Source organism: Pseudomonas caspiana (assembly GCF_040224095.2).
GTDB lineage: Bacteria > Pseudomonadota > Gammaproteobacteria > Pseudomonadales > Pseudomonadaceae > Aquipseudomonas > Aquipseudomonas caspiana.
This window is the reverse complement of sequence record NZ_CP167995.1, coordinates 4,788,407-4,805,377: the sequence shown is the minus strand read 5'-3', so window position 1 is coordinate 4,805,377 and position 16,971 is coordinate 4,788,407. Positions and strand designations below refer to the sequence as shown.

General features: G+C 52.2%; 16 protein-coding genes and 1 tRNA gene. 3 read left to right on the top strand and 14 right to left on the bottom strand.

Annotation, left to right across the window (positions count from 1 at the left end):
* Positions 1-488 precede the first annotated feature (488 nt).
* From ABRP31_RS21770 to ABRP31_RS21740, 7 genes are all read right to left on the bottom strand, one after another.
* A complete protein-coding gene (locus ABRP31_RS21770) occupies positions 489-908 on the bottom strand; it encodes an HAD family hydrolase (RefSeq protein ID WP_226504910.1) in 420 nt (139 codons plus the stop codon).
* A gap of 113 nt (positions 909-1,021) precedes the next feature.
* Positions 1,022-2,038, bottom strand: coding sequence for a glycosaminoglycan attachment site (locus ABRP31_RS21765; protein WP_065992379.1), 1,017 nt, complete (start codon positions 2,036-2,038; stop codon positions 1,022-1,024).
* 173 nt (positions 2,039-2,211) lie between these two features.
* Positions 2,212-4,113, bottom strand: a complete 1,902-nt coding sequence (locus ABRP31_RS21760) for a hypothetical protein (RefSeq protein WP_065992381.1) — start codon at positions 4,111-4,113, stop codon at positions 2,212-2,214.
* Positions 4,110-4,451, bottom strand: a complete 342-nt coding sequence (locus ABRP31_RS21755) for a hypothetical protein (RefSeq protein ID WP_226504912.1) — start codon at positions 4,449-4,451, stop codon at positions 4,110-4,112. The genes ABRP31_RS21760 and ABRP31_RS21755 overlap by 4 nt, the downstream gene beginning before the upstream one ends.
* Positions 4,435-5,121, bottom strand: coding sequence for a hypothetical protein (locus ABRP31_RS21750; protein WP_227447887.1), 687 nt, complete (start codon positions 5,119-5,121; stop codon positions 4,435-4,437). Before ABRP31_RS21750 ends, ABRP31_RS21755 begins: the two co-directional genes overlap by 17 nt.
* Positions 5,105-8,533: a site-specific integrase gene (locus ABRP31_RS21745; protein WP_122280364.1), complete on the bottom strand. Its 3,429-nt coding sequence runs from the start codon at positions 8,531-8,533 to the stop codon at positions 5,105-5,107. The genes ABRP31_RS21750 and ABRP31_RS21745 overlap by 17 nt, the downstream gene beginning before the upstream one ends.
* Positions 8,530-9,990 (bottom strand): site-specific integrase, encoded by a 1,461-nt coding sequence (locus tag ABRP31_RS21740; RefSeq protein ID WP_083233253.1) that lies wholly within the window; start codon positions 9,988-9,990, stop codon positions 8,530-8,532. Before ABRP31_RS21740 ends, ABRP31_RS21745 begins: the two co-directional genes overlap by 4 nt.
* A gap of 256 nt (positions 9,991-10,246) precedes the next feature.
* Here ABRP31_RS21740 and ABRP31_RS21735 point away from each other — a divergent pair, with 256 nt between their 5' ends.
* Complete coding sequence (locus tag ABRP31_RS21735; RefSeq protein ID WP_065992385.1) at positions 10,247-10,504, top strand: hypothetical protein; 258 nt, start codon at positions 10,247-10,249, stop codon at positions 10,502-10,504.
* Positions 10,501-10,884, top strand: coding sequence for a hypothetical protein (locus tag ABRP31_RS21730; RefSeq protein ID WP_147468546.1), 384 nt, complete (start codon positions 10,501-10,503; stop codon positions 10,882-10,884). The genes ABRP31_RS21735 and ABRP31_RS21730 overlap by 4 nt, the downstream gene beginning before the upstream one ends.
* Here the strand turns inward: ABRP31_RS21730 and ABRP31_RS21725 are convergent.
* On the bottom strand, positions 10,862-11,098 hold the full coding sequence (locus ABRP31_RS21725; RefSeq protein ID WP_141695260.1) for a hypothetical protein: 237 nt from the start codon (positions 11,096-11,098) through the stop codon (positions 10,862-10,864). The two genes, ABRP31_RS21730 and ABRP31_RS21725, sit on opposite strands and share 23 nt — an antisense overlap.
* Positions 11,099-11,231: 133 nt before the next feature.
* Between ABRP31_RS21725 and ABRP31_RS21720 the strand changes: the two genes are divergently transcribed.
* The gene (locus ABRP31_RS21720; RefSeq protein ID WP_349969781.1) at positions 11,232-12,152 is read left to right on the top strand and encodes a hypothetical protein; all 921 of its coding nucleotides are present in this window, start codon (positions 11,232-11,234) and stop codon (positions 12,150-12,152) included.
* A gap of 15 nt (positions 12,153-12,167) precedes the next feature.
* Here ABRP31_RS21720 and ABRP31_RS21715 read toward each other — a convergent pair whose 3' ends face one another.
* The 6 genes from ABRP31_RS21715 to ABRP31_RS21690 form a co-directional block, all read right to left on the bottom strand.
* Positions 12,168-12,323 carry a hypothetical protein gene (locus ABRP31_RS21715; RefSeq protein ID WP_167355830.1) on the bottom strand — a complete coding sequence of 52 codons (156 nt, stop codon included), beginning with the start codon at positions 12,321-12,323 and terminating at the stop codon, positions 12,168-12,170.
* Between the two features lie 588 nt (positions 12,324-12,911).
* Positions 12,912-12,985 (bottom strand) — tRNA-Gly (locus tag ABRP31_RS21710).
* 264 nt (positions 12,986-13,249) lie between these two features.
* Complete coding sequence (locus tag ABRP31_RS21705) at positions 13,250-14,143, bottom strand: alpha/beta hydrolase (protein ID WP_349969783.1); 894 nt, start codon at positions 14,141-14,143, stop codon at positions 13,250-13,252.
* Positions 14,144-14,444: 301 nt separating this feature from the next.
* Positions 14,445-15,137, bottom strand: a complete 693-nt coding sequence (locus tag ABRP31_RS21700) for a pseudouridine synthase (RefSeq protein WP_349969784.1) — start codon at positions 15,135-15,137, stop codon at positions 14,445-14,447.
* Between the two features lie 105 nt (positions 15,138-15,242).
* A complete protein-coding gene (locus ABRP31_RS21695) occupies positions 15,243-15,461 on the bottom strand; it encodes a cysteine-rich CWC family protein (protein WP_349969786.1) in 219 nt (72 codons plus the stop codon).
* Positions 15,458-16,939, bottom strand: coding sequence for a sensor domain-containing diguanylate cyclase (locus ABRP31_RS21690; protein WP_349969787.1), 1,482 nt, complete (start codon positions 16,937-16,939; stop codon positions 15,458-15,460). The genes ABRP31_RS21695 and ABRP31_RS21690 overlap by 4 nt, the downstream gene beginning before the upstream one ends.
* Positions 16,940-16,971 lie beyond the last annotated feature (32 nt).

Sequence of the window (16,971 nt, the reverse complement as noted above, 5' to 3'; positions counted from 1 at the left end):
GCGTTTTTACGTTGGATTGCAAACTGCCGACATTTCTTGTTATTTCCTCACGGGCATACAATTTGCAGTGGATATAGGTCATGGTGATCACGTTGAGTTCTGAGCGACTTGCTAACTAAAGATGATGGCGGCGGTAGTGTCAAGCTATTATTTAGAGCTGGTGTATTGGTTGCGGGTATAACATTGATTTTGCCTTAAATTGATAACTGAGTTTTCGTAACTAAGATTGTGGGATTACCAATATTTAGTTAATTTAGCTGTCGGTGACTGCGTCGTCGCTAAAGTGGCCATCGGGGCAATTGGAAAAAATGGCTGTTCGCTTCCAAAGGTGAGGTGAGCAGAGTTTCCGGGCCTCTCACGGGATGGCCGGCAATCTCAAGGCGCTGAATTCATGCGGGTGTTCAGGCCGCCGGAGAGCTCTCATCGTGTTGTATAGGGGAGTATTGCCATTGCTGATGGCATTTTCGTGATGTCCAAGATCCAGTTTTTCATGTGGCACAGGAGTGTTCATGGAAGGGAGTTGCTCGCAATCTCACGACTGCGCTGTACAGTCGGCGTACGGGTTCTCCATATGGTGCAGCGAGATTGGAGGCAACGGCAATCTTGATGCCTTCGGCCTGCAGCATTTCCACTGCTCGCATTCCATCATCAAACGGTTCGATGCTATCTAGATCAGCGTCCAGTGCGCCTTGAATTTCGACCATGAGATCGGGTCGTACGCTGATTTCGAAAAGCTCAGCCGCTTCCGCCAGGCTCAGGCTGCGGGTCATGACCTGGTGCAGATTGTTCGGCTGCGGGAGACGCCCTTGTCGGATGCCATCTTTCAAAATCATGCGATAGGGGTGTCTGCCCTGCGGGATTCGAAGTAAGGTGCCGAACGCGTCGAAAAGTATGAATCTGACGGACATCTGGATTGCCTTTAACAACTGCGGTTGAGGCCCGCTTCATCTGGTTTGGCAGGATACAGTGGGTCAGAAGGGCACACATTCGAAGCGACCAGCCGTATGTGGCTGGTCGGCCCTCAAGTGATCTTGATGCTTTGCAGCATCCTTAAGAGCAGAAAATCATCCGGGGCATCCAAGATGAGCTCCCCATCATCAGCGACCCTTACCTCGCATAGCCGGGGATGGCTGAGCAGTCCAGGAGGCAGGGGATGCCGAGCAAACGGATTGTGAAGCACATAGAGTCCGTCCATGAGGTGCTCTGTGTAGTCTCGTTTCCAGGTATTCCGCACCACTGGAATCAGGCTCCCTTGATTAGGGTGCAAGGTGGTGTACACGGACGGTGCCTCAGGACTATCAGCCAGAGCCCTCAGCTTCCCCCAAGTGGCGAGGCAGCTATAAACAACCGCTGATACTTCCGCATGTGAGTCGTCACAAAACAGTCCGACCTCAATGTTGGTATTGGCATTTTTAGGCGCTGCAGTGACGTTGTACGATACGACGTGGGTGTCCCCCGGTTTGGTCGCCGCCTCGTCGTGGTAAAGCCCATACAATGCTGCAAGGATTGGGCGCCCAGATGCGAAATGTGAGTGCGGCCTGTCGAACGATGCGATGCCAATTACGAAGGGTTTGCCTTCAACGTGCGCATGGTTGAGGTAGCTTTTGCGGTACTTCTTAATCTTGGCATCGAAACTGTTGCAAATCCGCAGGGTTGATTCGATGTTGAAATCGGTGAAGTCCTTAGGAGGTGCGGCCATGGGAAAGCCAAATGCAGGTTCTCCGCCAACCGGCGGTCTTGCAATCGTCGCTTCCAGGCAGAATGGCACGCCCCCCTCCACCACGAAGTCAGGGGCATGATGACGAAGGTTGATTGGTAGACCCAATTCCTTGAGCGCAGCAAACAGGTAGAGCTCCCAGAATGAGGACTCGAAAGTCGTTTGCAGCTCTCTGACAAACTTACCGTCACGATCTTCGAAGCCCTCGGCCCATTTAGCCAAAACTGCGCGCTCGGGCCCGTAGGGCGCCTCGTTCATCATTTGAAAAATCGCATGCTGGGTCTCGGCATCGACCTGATGTGTGAATAGATCAATGGGCATGACGCGCTTCCTTGAGCAAAGCCGTTAGAGTTCAGACCTTCGCGGAAGACTATTCGAGGGTGACTATCATATCAACGCTGTGTCCTGGCGTTGAATGTAGTAAAGATTTCGGCAGGGCTAGTACTGGATTTTTGGATGACCCACAGGACAAGCCCGCGAGGGGGCTCAAGGCCCTACTCAACCAGTGGGGTCAGCCGTTGGTGAAAGATCGGTATTGTCTTCGCCGTCATAGGTTGATCATGCACATACACCTGCTTGACCTCAATTCGATAGGCTTTGAGATAATCAATCCAAGCATGCCTCGATGCCTTCGCTGCGATCAGCACGACCGATCGTGCACCTGCCTGTACGGCTGCCTCTGGAGACATGGCGAAGCCAAGTGACACATTCGCCTCGTCAACGAACTCAGGTGACAAGGTGGAGTACCTGCCTTCCGCTTCCACAAACAGCCCCTTTCCTCTGACGGAATGAATCCGGCAGATGAAAGGATCCCACTTGTTGGCATGGGCTGGCCGCACTCTGATCAGATCATGCTTTCTGAAACTTGTCTCCTGGGTTTGAAGGACTACCGGTGCTCGCACTCGACCCAGACGCTGATTGATCGTTGCGATCAGCGAGGGAGAGTCACTGACAAAAATTTCACCCTTTGACGCTTGGTGCCATTGCTCGGCCCAGTGGACATTGAACACCTGGTCTTCGCCGTTGAGCTCAAGGTTCGGCGCTGGGATCGCTGATACGGGGTGACTCGCAGCGTGCAGGGCGATGGTGGGGTAGTAGGCTTTGAGAACGTCCAGGAAATGTGCTGGTTGCTCAGCCATAGCTGGCCGGGCATCGAATAGCACCACCCGCGTGGAGGCAGGGACTCCCTGGAGGGCCACCAAGAAGTCACTGAGCGTCAGTAGATGGCAGTCGGTGATGATGACGGTGCCGTACTCAGCGAGGTCAGGTGGGAGTTCGTGGAAAGGAACTGCAACGTTCTCAGTACAGGCATCATAGATAGGCAGCATGGAGCTCGAATACACGACGAGCTGAGGAGCCGGCGCGTACAAGATCTGCAGGGTGCCGGACAGCTGGCTCGTGAACTCACAAACGCTTGGTAGAGCACGGGCACTGATCACCGACAGCCTTGAGTTGATGGCTACGATGATTTCGTCTTGGTAATTATGATGGTCATAGGATGCGATGACTTGGCTGTATCTGGAATAACTATACTGGACTTCCTGAGGCGTATAGATGGGGAAAAAACTGCTCGATAGGCGTTCGAGCTGTCTGCGCACGGCGACCTGAAGCATAGCGTGGGATTTGAGTTGGCAGTACTCCCCATCAACAATTGTCCAGCCCCGGTCGGTGCAGAGTTCGAGGGCCTTTCCGGAGGACTTGGGCAGCTCCGTCTTGTGAAAGATCGTGCGTCCCTTCGAGCCTTGATCTCTGAACCAGGTCAGTAGCTCAAGCGCCGCACGTTGGCTGGCGTCCAAACTCGTTTGTGAGGACAGGACTGATTGAATCAACTGCGATGTGCCGAACGACAAGAGGGCCTTGAGCCTGGCAAGCGGAACGGCGCATGCATCGGAACCAAACGTGTCATAGCAGGCTTCTGCGCGCGTTTGAGGAAGCCCCCAGGCCATGAGTCCTTTAACGTGCTGGAACCGTTGCTGAGACTCTTGGAACGCTACCCCTAGCAGAGTGCATTGCGGCGCTGGGAGTACTCCTTGCCAGGGTTTCAGGTCATTCTGGACGAGACTGGCTAGAAGCCTCTCGCGTTGAGCTGCGTCCAGGGAGTTGAGCAGTCGTTTTGCAGCAGGTTTGAGCTGAATATCGGCGAGGAAAAAGTTGTGTTCAATGAGCGTGACCCAGGCCGAGATGTCTAGGCCACATTCCAGAGCAGCTATCAGGTTGACTCCATGGCTACGTGCAGCGGTTCGCAGCATGTACATGCGCCCGGCAAGCAGCGGAAAATCGAATGCATCAGTGCGAAAGCGCAATGAGGCGATTCTACCGTTCCCTGAGTGGACGCAGGTGATTTGGCTGATGCCATCTAGCCGATGGATTAGCCGCTTGATGAGGTACTTCTTCATGGGCGATCGCTCAGTACGATGCCGCCTGCGTGGATCATGTTTAGCACATGACGCGCCGATCGAAGTTGTTGCTTCAGCGTCGAATTTTCCTGCTTGATCAGGGTCAATTCGGTTTGCAATCTGGAATTTTCAATATTTAGAGGCGCGCCTCCGGGAAGAGTGGCGATCGAGCTTTCCAGGAATTCATTCAGCATCGCTAGGAGTATATGCACTTCGGGGTTGCCTCGGCGGGCATAAAATATTTGTCGAGTGGCGCCAATCCTGGCTGCCAACCATGTAAGATCAATGCTGCCTTTCCTCATGGGCATAAAGGCGTCTACCTCAATCAGTTTTGCCATTTCCTCTTTCAGTCGAAGAGCGAAGCGATTCTTCAAGTTCAGCTGTGCTAAGCGATCCAAGATTAGTGTTTTTTGCATGGCGCCAGTCCAAGAAGGGTTTGCAAGTTTTTGCATCAGAGAGTGATGCGGGAACTGCTGTCATCGTTGCGCGGGTCATCAAGCGACCTTTTTCAAAATATAGGAACTGATCTTCTTTCAATATGATTTCGATTAGCTTGCAGGTCGTTTCGAAAGCGTGCAGGAAACTGTCAGTTTTAATCATGGGTATTTTTGGTTTCGATTTTTTTGATAGATCGCTCAATATATTTTCCAGAACCAGAATCCTATGTTTCGCTTCGCTAAGTTTGATTTGAAGCGTTTCTTCTGGAATCAAGGATTCTGCAAGTACTCGGGGGATCTTTGTGCAGAGTTTCACAGCATAGCTATCAAAAAGTCTCTTTTGAGGTGTATTTGATTTTCTATAAAGTGAAGGATCCACGCCAACAATGAGAGCCACATCCCTGGCCAAGTTTGAAAAATTTTTGTAGGGCGGCACATTTTTTTTGATCAATGACTCTAAAGTAGCTTTGGTCTTTGCCAAAGTTCTATTGAGTTGCTCCTGCTTCCAATCATGCTTATTTTTATCCTGAAGCGTCAGCTGGTCAGAACGATGATTATTCAATTTTTTCACGCTCCAGGGCCAGGTAAGGATTTGAAACAAGCGTAATCACCTCTTCAAAAGTGAAGTCTGAGCTTCTGAGGATGGTGGCTATCTGGCAGGCGATAAGCTGCTTCGACGTAGGATCGCTTAGTTCTAATTTTAGAAGGTCTGGGTTCTTGGCTAGCCGCTCAACCATGTAGGGGTAATTGGCCGAAGTTAAGTGCGGATAGGCTTCAGAATCAATAATTCCCGCAATAACCCGGTGGAGAGGGTTTGACATGTCTACAGCATGTCGCTTAGCACCAACGAGGTCACGGTAGCGGGAAATATACCCTGGATTTTTATTGTCCGAATCCAATACTTCATTAAGGTGATCGGCCAAATGTTTATATGATGCGATCTCGTAGCGAGCGATTGTCAGTTCGTGATGGTATGGCTCCATCTCAGCTTGTGAAATGGCTGCGTCAGCCAGCTGACTGATTTTATCCACGAGTTGAAGACTGTTGATTTGAGCCTGTCGCATCTTTACATTCATGCCTGGCAAATGATCGATGCCCCATACTGCTGCATCGCAAAGGCTACAAACTCTCGAACGTCCTGTGAACTCCACAAGTTTCTTGGGGCAGTCGCCATCACGCATGCAGATACAATGAGTGTAAAATCCCGGCAGGGCTTTGGTTGTGGCTATCAAATCTGTGCCTGATTCTTGGCTATCGATGAGATAAAATTGCTGGCTTCTGAATTTTTGATCTTTGACGAGCTGCGCCTTGTTTTCGTGCCACCCTTTAACAATGGCGCTGCCCGGCGAGCTCGGCTGATTAATCTTGCCCATCAGCGCTTCATAGGCAATGTCTGTGACGATGCTATTAGCACGGCCTATGTTCTCTAACATATCTTCGGGAGTAACCACTGTATAGTAGTCGGTTGTCACAGCAATCTGATCATTTATTTTGTGACCAGCTTGCTGAGCGGTATAGGTGACATCGAGGTGCCCGTACAATCGCATGTGAGAAATCCACGCCACCCGAAGAGAGTGTGGGACATGCACCGCCAGTTCGTTGCCAGAAGCGCTTATGGTTATGAAGCTGTGATGCGAGTCGGGACTTACAATGGAGTTATATACCTGCTCCAAGCCCCTGCAAAAATGTATCCATTCGTCAGAGTATGTCCCGTCCGAAAAAGGGAGGTCGTGGTCTCCCCAAGGACTTCTAAACAATGGGCAAATCATGCCGTATTTGTTAGGATCCCTCGGGTCATTCTCGTAATAAACAAGGCCAGGAGCTCTGGTGTAAACCTCCGTTTGAAAATATCGCTCATCGATGAGACTCTTCATGACATCGCCATCGATCACAACATCCCTCGATTTCCCAGATTTGTCTGTGTTGACATGCAGCGTGCAGAGATTGAAAGCGTCAACGTATTTTTCGTGATAAAAATTGTCGAACGTTCTGAGATCCAACCATTGGCCATTTTGTATTCTTTGGCCTCCAAATAGTCCGATAGCCAGCATCCTGAGTGTTGAAAGCCAGGGCAAGTATGCCGTAACAATGGTGGCTGCGTTGGTTGAGTGGTAATCGCCATACCACCAGTTGTAGATGTTGGGTATGATTGTAATGGGTATCTGATAGGTCTCCAGTGGACGCTTGGAACTGCGTAAAGTTACCGTGGTGCCGAGGTGGATTTTCGTGAGATCAATCCAATCGCTTGATTTGATTTCTGCAATTGTTTCAGGAGCAATGCGACCATCTAATATGGAGTTTCTGATGTTGATGCCAATGGCGTCAAGCGCGCTCATGTAGGCTTTTGCGATAATTGAAATGTCCCGAGGGAATGGCTTCTTGTCAGACTTCGATCGTCCGCCACTTCCAGTCGAATCCATGGAGCGGTTGACGGGATTGGCATACCCACCATCTACAAACCCATGAGGTGCGCCATAGGTTCTTACTAGCTCAAAGAAGAGATGCACTGAATTAACAAAGGGTTTAGTAGATTTCTCCGTGAACATCAACGTGCGAAGTTTCAATCCGGTCAGTGGCATCTCAAGGTTGCCAGAAATGTCATGATCTCGATAAATCGATTGTACGGTTTCATGGTCAATTAGATCGTCGCACCAAAATACCACTCGCTCGAAGTCAATGATGGTTTCTGGCAGCCGAAGTGTGGAAGTAGGATGCAGCTCTTTCCACATAGGTAGGTAAAAAAATATGTAGTCAAATAAGAATTTGATATGCTGGATCTGGTTGTCTATATAGCTTCTGGAGTTTTTAGGGTTGTTAGGATTGATAAGTTTGGCAACAAATATCTCCGCCATCGTTACCCACTGACGGTAGGTCTTCTCGATTTCGATGTGTGAGCGACCGGGATAGAAATCGTTTGTCACCCAATTGAAGTCAGGCTTTCGCGGAGGTAGAGATAGTAAAAGCAGGTAGTCCTCGGCGGATATCGAAGAGTGAAGCTCGTTATACAAGGCTTCGCTTTCGTCTGCGACGCGCTGCGCCTTTTCTATTCGAGCCATCTGTCTTTCTATGATTGTTCGCTCTTTTCTTTTAAGCTTAGCTGTCGGAGAAGAGCGAGCATACTCTCTGTTAATGTTTCTGATCTTGTAGCGACGAAGTTTTCGGTCGTGCGTGGGTATGTTTTGCGCTTCCTCAGGTGTCATAACATAATATTTTACATACTCATCATAATCCTTAATATTTTGAGCAATACTTTCGTTGTGGGCGCGTTTTGATATAAGGTACATTTGATATCGCTCAAGGTAGAAGCACTGTTCAGGAGACACGATTTCGCTGAACATGGCCGAGAACTTCTTGAGCCAAGGTATGAAAGAGAAGTGTTTATTTCCTTTATCAAGTTTAAGACTCACTATCTCAGGTATGGCGGCCCAGATTTCGTCAAAATTCACATCATCTTTAGATTGCCATGACGTGCGGTACTGCCACCTTCTGGAGGCTCTTTCAATGTTGTTTGAGCCCTTTGCTACCTCGAAAATAAACCCACAGGTTTGTTTTTCCAACTCTGGATTCTTTTTCCATGCAGAGCTCAACTCGAATATGAATGGCAAGGTTACTATCTTCTCTGCCCAGAGCAGGCAGAGCAGCGCCTTAAATGGAACTACTAAGCCCGTCACGTCCTCTGGTCGGTCGGGACGTATACCTGTCAGTTGGTGATACAGCGTTGACGCCGGAGGGCCACCATCACCTTCCAGCAGGGTAATTTTGAAAATATTGTTCAGATCACTCTCGGACGTCTGTCGAGCGGATCTTAATCGGCAGAACTTTACGATGGCGTGACGTTTGTGGTACTGCCTGTCGCTTGAGTATTCGTTTAGGTTCACCCGCTTGGACGTTAATGGCTCGGTCATTTTACTGAAAATCACTTTTGAAGCAGCGTGCAACTTCTCGGGCGCGATTAACCGAATTTCTTTCGATACGTTAATCATGCTGCCAAGCGTCCGCGCAGATCTTGTGCCAAGGCTTCATACGCATCCGCACGCAGGCTGTCGATACTGCTGGTTTCATTCCAGATAGCCGCCATTTGCTGCGAAGCGTGAATTTCGGCCATGAGCACCTCTTGGTCGAGCTTGGCGTAAATAATAGTGGATGCGATATTTGCGTGCCCCATTAGCACCTGAATCTCACCTAGGGTTAATCCAACTCCACGACGCCCAGGGATGTAGACAAAATTCCTGGCCCAATAGCCGTAGAAGTGACGAAGACTATGGGAAGTATATAACTTCGTAGGTGTGCTATCAGTTATTCCTGCTTTTTGTTGAGCTTTTGCGAGTGCGCGATTAATCCTGCGGTTAAGCGAGTTCGGTTTGACAGCATCGACCAATGGCTCACCATAGTTATTGCGGTTGTCTGATATAAAAAGGAACTCGCTATCTGAGGTGGGGCGTATTGCCTTGTATTCAGCCAAAGCATCATAGAAGAGGGTTTCAAAGGGTTCGAACATGTAGATTCTTGCTGTCGTCCTTCCTTTGAAGGGCAAATCTTTAGCGGAAGGGTCGCGCCAGTGGTTAGGGTCTTCTATGCGAAGGGAGCGTTCCTTCAAGTTGATTTCATCGTTTCTCATGGCCCAGGCTTCGGACTGTCGGAGACCACCGCCAGCTTGGAGCAAGGCAACTACCTTCTCTAAGGGCGGCAGATTCTCGATCAGGCTCAAAATTCGACGTGATGGAAACTCCTTTGGGGGCTTGCTTTTGGGAGCCTTTCCGCCCTCTAGGCCTCCCTGCGCGGTCTGATAGACGTCAGCAGGTTTTTCCTTGAACTCCATGAGCTTCGAACGCATCTGTTCGATCTCGATTTTGCTCCGACGTCGATCTGCCAAAGCATCGAGTTCGTTTGGGGCCTCGATCACGATTCCCGGGTTGAGGAAGTTGGCCATGGCCAATGAGTCCCTCAGGAGAGCTGCGTGAAGCCGCAGAAAATGGTTGGCGGCAGCTTTATAGGCAAGGGCCGAGACAACGCTGATTGGCGTCCGACCCAGCCGTTTAGCCACCGTCCTGACCACGAAGTCGGTGCTGTTGACTCCTTGGGTCAAAAAGATGAAGTAGGAATTGATCGTTTCGCCGAGCGCTTCCGGATCAATCTGGCCGGCGCCGATCGCTCTGGACTCATACAGGTAGTCAATGAAGCCCGCATTGCGGTAGGTGTATTGCTCATTTCTCGCCCGTGAGCTTTTCGTTCCCAGCTGTCTGTGGATGCCTCGGGAGTAGGCGTTAAATGAGGGCACCGGTTGCCCGGTTGCCGTTTCGTAGAGGCGCGGCGGCTCGGTATGCACCAGAAGGACATTTTTCAAGTTGCCTTTGCGAGTGCATTGCTGATCAACCCGTTCAACCTTTCGACCTGATCCAATCGCCGCTTGGTCACGTTCGGTTAAAGTCGGCTTAATCATATATTGACTCGCTATAATTCATGTGATATACAATTGGTATAGCTCATAGGTCTAATCTTTTTTGCGTTTATCAATTGAAATAAACTATTGGTACCATTATTATAATAGTTTATTTACATTGATGACGTCATTGTGGGCTTTCAATGACCGCACTCGGCTGAATGTGTTTTCCTCTTCGTTTAACTTCAGCGTCCGGGGCGACTCCCGTTGGTTTATACGTGACATGAGGCGGCCTGCGCTCGTGCCTAGAGAGTGTGTGACGGTTCATGTGCCGTTCGATGGCCGTGAGCTTTTCTTCTTTTGCCAATCGAAGCAGTGGTCGACCCACCTTCCGCGCGCCAAAGTGGCTGGCAGTGAGCTGATCCTTGAGTTCCAGTATCCTTCAGATTCTCCGCGTGAGACACGTCCGGAGATTGACCGGTTGCTGATGGATATTGAGCAATACCCCGGATGGCAGGAATACCAGATCAACGCGCACAATGCGTCGCTCATCATCTGGCCGCGCAGGTGGTGAACGATCGCAAGAAGCGTTTGCTGGCCAAGTCTCAGCGCACGGCAGACCTGGGTATCCCTGTTCGACAGTGTTCAGATGCACCGAAAACCTACGCTGTACCCACCGCTCGCCGCGAGTCCGTACCCACCCTGCAACCGGCTACATCCCAGCCTTTCGAGTCGGAACCTACCTGGGCGATGGATCAGTACGAGCGCGTGCTGAAAATCATGCAGGACATGGCATTGGTCGTGGAGCGCAGTCCTGCCGCTTTCAAGTCCATGGACGAGGAGGCGTTACGGCAACATTTCCTGGTACAGCTCAACGCCCAGTTTGAGGGCAAAGCCTCAGGCGAGACTTTCAACATGAGCGGTAAGACCGTCATCCTGCTGCGCGAGGGGTGATAGCAACGTTTTCATCGCCGAGTGCAAGTTCTGGAAGGGGCCCAAGGCCTTCGGAGAGGCCATCGATCAGTTGCTCGGCTTCACGACCTGGCGAGATAGCAAGACGGCGATTTTGGTCTTCAACAAGGGCGTTGATACCAGCAAGGTGCTGGCTGGCATCGATGCTACTGTCCAGGCGCGTGCGAGCTTCAAGCGCAAAGAGGCGTACCGGCACGAAAGTGGCTTCCGCTAGTCTTCCACCAGCCGGACGACTCGAATCGCGAGCTAATCATCACCGTACCCGTGTTTCACGTACCATCCTGACCAGCCACCCTGACCGACCCTCTCTGAGAAGCGATTTCGACGCAATGAAAGCAGTGCGGTGGACAGTGTTTATCGACATGCTGGGCTTCAAGAAGCTGAACACGGTGGTCACCACCGACCAGCAGGCGCAAGACCTATTGGAGTTTATGATCAGCAATCGGGATGTTTTGACCGGTCATGAGCAGGCGCTCGCTGAGGGGTACAGGATGACTGGCGGACACAACCCCTACGATTGGTATGACGTCAAAAGTACCTGCATCTCTGACTCGGTGGTCGTGACGTTCAAGCCGAAAGAAATGGAGGAAGAGACGGATGCTGATCAGGTGCTAACGCACTCTGCCAACGCCCTGATGCTACTCATTTTTCGGTTGTGCATGCTGATGCACAAATGTCTGCTGGAACAAAAAATCACCTTCCGAGGCGGCATCTCTACTCAATTTTGCGACATTCGCGACAGCTTTGCTGTGGGCGCAGGCCTTAGCGCCGCGAGTGAGACTGAAGGCAAGGCTAAGTTTGCTCGCATTGCCTTGGCAGACGATGTAGTCCAAAACGAGGCGCTAATGGGTAGAGTTCGGCAGCTCTTCAGCCGAATGTATGGTGATTCAGAGTTCTTGGTGGCGGAAAACGGTATCACCTGGGTGAATTCGCTCGACTTGATGCTGGCGGGTCAAGATCTAAGGTCACCCGCTGTTAGCAGGGCGATGTTCCACCCTGCGACCCGCCCATCTGTCCTAGCGACGCGTATGCAGTGCGCACAATACCTCAAGGCTCAGCAAATCTTCGTTGTCGAGTCGATTCGGGAATATTGGGCTGCTTACCGTGAGCATTATGAAGATAACGACCTCAAGAGGGTCAATAGGGGAATCCTCAGAAAATACTTCTGGCTACGGCACTATCACAATGAAACCGTCAAAAATCGGCGCTTGGTAGCGTTTTTCATAGGTTCTCAACGATCACTCAGATGACCGGCTGACTTTCATTCAAGCGTTGATTAGCTGTAGCTCCGACTGCTGGCTCAGCTGATGTTTCAGGTAGTCGGCCAAGGCCATGACACGCTCTGGCAGGTACTTCGTTGAAGGGAAGACCACGAAGAACTCGAAGCTTTCGGTGGGGCAGTCCTCAAGGATTGTAACCATTACTCCGCTTTCCAGCGCCTACTGACCGTAGCAGCTCGGCCCCTGGATAGCGCTCAAGCCTCTCTATGCAGCAGCAACAAGGGCTATGTCATCGTCACTGGCGAACTTCTGTCGTGGATTGACGACTTTGTGGGTGACGTCTTGCTCGTAGTGCCAGCGCCTCTCTTGCAGAGGCAGGAATTTTGGCTTGCAGATCATCGGGCGTAGCGATCTGGCCAAGTGCGTGTCGCAGGGCAGGGGTATCAGGGGAGGGGCAGCGGAATGTCACTTAGCTTTCGGGTCATCAGCGCAGAGTTCAACTGGCCTTAAGCAATGTATGGCGGGCCCTTTTCGATTCAACACCATCCAATTGTCTGGAAAGTCGACTTCTCGTGGAGAGGCTGGGCTTATCGCTGCGTGCGGGTTGAGCTAACTCAGAAGTTCAGGCGGCGGCTCGTAGCGTTGTGCGGTATCGAATGGGCATGGGTAACTAGTCATCACGTTTGTGAGTGAGGTCGTTTCGGGATTTGTGGTTGGGGGTAAGGGGGGGCTTTCGGGGGATTCAGAGTACGAGGCAGAAAGCCTGAACGTGCCCTAGATCACGGAATGTGGAGCGGGTAGAGGGAATCGAACCCTCACCGATTGCTTGGGAAGCAATAGTTGTACCATTCAACTATACCCGCATGTCTTGCTAGTGAAGCTCGCTCACAAAAGCGGTTGTCCAGTAAGAACCCTCAACTAAAGCTTGGGAAGCTTTCGTTTTACCACTAAACTACACCCGCTCTGAAGCGGCTGACTTTGTACCAGAACGGCACGCTGAATTGAAGCGCTAATTTCTCACCCCTGTTTTTAATTCCCTGAATACCTGTCTCGAACGGAGCCCATCCGCGCCTGTTTGTGCGTGCTGCACGGGCGGATGGGTTCCCTTGCTCGGTCGTGCGTCGGGTTCAGAGGGCGAAGGCATGTAGGGGTTGTGCCTGTTGGTAGTGATAGGTTGATCGGCTGCGGGCCTCAGGTTTTGCCGTGAGGAAGTCCATCAGGGCTTCACGCGAGTCACGGCAGGCAGATTTGTGTTCCATGTCTAGGAAGTGCCCGGTGCTCTGGATGGTGCTGAAGGTGCTGTGCTTAACAACAGGGGCGAACAGTCTGGCATCGGTGGCCGCGGTGTACTCGTCCCACTCACCGTTAAGGAACAGCACCGGCACGTTGATGTTCTGCGCGACCGTCAGGTAGCTCTTGGTATCCAGGGTCAATACATCGTTGATGTGGAAGTGCATCTGGTCGTATTCGTGGGTGTCCAGGTTGCTCACGTGCCGATGGTTGAAACGCTTGAACAGCGGCGGCAGGTGTTTGCCAATGGTGCTGTTGACCAGATTGCCGACTTCATAACGATCATGAACGCTGAGGTGCGTGATACCGCGCTCCAGATAGTCGCGCATGTGTACGTTTATCACCGGGGAGAACGAGCTGATCACGGCCTTTTCGATCCGCTGTGGTCGATGGGAAAGGGCAACCAGCGTCGCCGCGCCACCCCACGAGAACGACATCACGTGCTCCGCGTTGAAGTGGTCGATCAGCTCAAGCAGGATCTGACCTTCTAGCTCTTTGCTCAGCGGCTTTTCATTGAGGTTATGAGGCTTTGATTTGCCTGCATAAGGCTGATCGTAAAGTACGACATTAAATTGTGGGTGCAGGTTGCGCACGGTCTGGGCAAACGATGCCGTCGTGGCCAGTGAGCCGTTGACCATGATGATGGTCTTTTCGGCGGCATCTGCCCGATAGAACTCCGTGTAAACCCGAAACTGTCCCTGTATATCAAGCACAGCAATTTCTGGCCTCATATGTGTGTCTCCTGACGTAAACAAGATGTGCGCGCAAACAACGTTGCACGAGTTTCGTGACAGGTAGGCATTGCCTTGCAAAGGGGCCCTTGTCGATCCGAAATGATCTTGCCGACAGGTTTTATTATTGGCGGGCGATTTGCCGTGAGCGTTGGCTCGGGGCGGCAAAAGGTTTCTTGGAATGCACGCATGACTCGCCGGTCACATGTGGACCGACGATTGGATTCAAGCAGTGGATGGGCTAACCCGCAAGTGCCGTTCGTAGTTTGTCTGGCCAGTCTGCCGAGCGGTCAGTAAAGGCTTATACACCCTGAATCTCCGAAGGCTCTAGCTCGCGGTATTGGCCAGGTTGCAGTGCGGGGTCCAGCTTCAGGTGAGCCATGCTTTCACGATGCAGGCGCAGCACTTTGTTGTCGAAATGGCCGAACATGCGCTTGATCTGATGGTAGCGGCCTTCAACGATGCTCAATCTCGCGCTACGTGGACCCAGCACGGTCAGCTGTGCGGGCTGAGTGGTGAGGTCTTCGAAGGCGAAGTACAAACCCTGGGCAAAAGTCTGCACATAACGCTCGTCGATCAGTTGCTCGGTTTCGACGTAATAGACTTTCGGCAGCTTGGTCTGGGGTTGAGTCAGACGCCGTGACCATTGGCCGTCATTGGTCAGCAGCATCAGCCCGGTGGTGTTGAAATCCAGTCGACCGGCGATGTGCAGTTCGTGCTTGTCCGGTTCGTGCAGCAGGTCCAGCACCGTGGGATGTTGCGGGTCGGTGGTGGCGCTGACGCAGCCTTGAGGTTTGTGCAGCATGAAGTAGCGCGCTGGCTTGCCGACTTGCAGGACTTCCTCGTCAAACTCTACCCGATTGAACTCACGCACATCGTGATGCGGGTCGCTGACCCGTTGCCCGTCCACTTTGACCCGCCCGCCAATCAACGCCAGACGTACGTCTTTGCGATTGAAGCGTGGCAGTTTGCTGAGGAAACGATCGAGACGCATGGCGGTGGTGATTACAAGGGAGAAGGGCGGGTATGTTACCTGTTCCGAGGTGTATCCATCTGCTGTGGGGTTTGACCCTACGGGGGAGTCAGCCCGGCAGGTTAATTATGCGTTGTCCGAAAGCGCATCATTGATCCCCGCACAACGCGGGCACAGGCAGGCTTTGTTGCGCAGTTCTTCCGGTAGCGCCTGAATCACCGCCGGGTCGATGCTCACCGAAAAACACCAACACGCCTGATCTGCGGTGCGTGGGTCTGCCAGGGTGCAAGCGTTATTTGCTCCGCAGGCTGGGCAGCGTTGCGCGGCATTGGCTGAGGTGTTCATTGTGCGGGTGGCGCCTCCGTGCAGATCTGATTACGACCGTTTTGCTTGGCGCGATACAGCGCGCTGTCTGCGCGGGCGATCAGGCTTTGCAGCGTGTCGTCGGACCGTACCTGACTCAGGCCGATGCTGACCGTCACCTGTAGCGGTTCGCGGGAGAACAGGTAAGTGTGTTGCTCGGCCAATAGCCGAATTTTTTCCGCGACTTCATGGGCACTAGCGGTATCCGTGCCCTTGAGCAGGATGATGAACTCTTCGCCACCCCAACGACAAATGATGTCCGACTGACGCAGGCAGCTTTTCAGGTCGTCAGCAAAACCGGCCAGCACTTCATCCCCGGCCAGATGCCCGTGGGTGTCGTTGAGTCGTTTGAAGTGATCCAGATCCAGCAGCATCGCTGTGAGTGGACGTGAATCGCGCTGAGCATCCTTTAAGGTCTTGAAGGCCCACAGGTTGAAACCGCGCCGGTTCGGCAGGCCGGTGAGGCTGTCGAGGGTTGCCTGAGCTTCGATCCGGTACTGGAAGCGGCTCACCACCAGGTTCAGCAGGTAGACCACAATCAGCGTGATCACCAGACAGATAAACAGGTTCAGGTACAGCGAGTGGCGTATGTCACTCAGCGCGGATTCTTCTTCCTTGTCGACGAACAGGTACCAGTTCAGCTCCGGTATGTAGCGCACGTTGAGAAAGTGTTCTTTGCCGTTGACCTGATGTTCGTAAGTGCCGCTGAGCGGTTTAGGCATTTTGCTCAGCAGGTTGGCCATGCTCGGCAACTGATTGAGTGACTCGCCGATAGCCGCGCCCTGCGGCCCTCCGCTTTCGCCGGTCAGCACGATACGACCGAAGGCGTCGACGAAATACACGCTGCGGTCATAACGCTGTTGGTAGCGGTCGATCAGCTTGATGACGGCGTCTACCGTCAGCCCGACCCCCGTGGCCCCAATGAATTTGTTGTCGTAGTCGAAGACTTTATAGTTGATGAAAAACGTCAGGTTGTCCTTGTTGGCCATGTCCGGATCGACGTTGATCTCATATGGCGCTTCCATATCCCGGACACGGTAATACCAGACATCGCGCGGCTCGCGGGCGTCGATTTTCTTCAGAATGCCCTTGGCCTGGTAATACGTCAGGCTGCTTTCGGACACAAAAAACGTAGTAAATGCGCCGTAATGGTCCATGACCTCTTTGAGGTAGCGGGTGATCTGCTGCGGGTTGCGTTCACCTTCCACAACCCAGTCACGCATGAACGTGTCACGGGCCATCATTGAAGAAATCAGTACCGGCCGGACCAGATCCTTCTGAATCTCCGAGTAAACGGTGTCGGAGGTCAGCGGCAGCTCGGTATTGATGATGTTGTCGCGAATGGACGTGCGCGACGCGTAATAGCTGAGCAGCGACGTTGCCAGAAAGCCACAGCCCAGGAGGATCACCAGCGTAAACAGGAGCGAGCGTTGCGAAGGGCCAGCAGAGCGAAAAGCCATAACGTGTCCGAATGTTTTGCCTGTCCATGAAG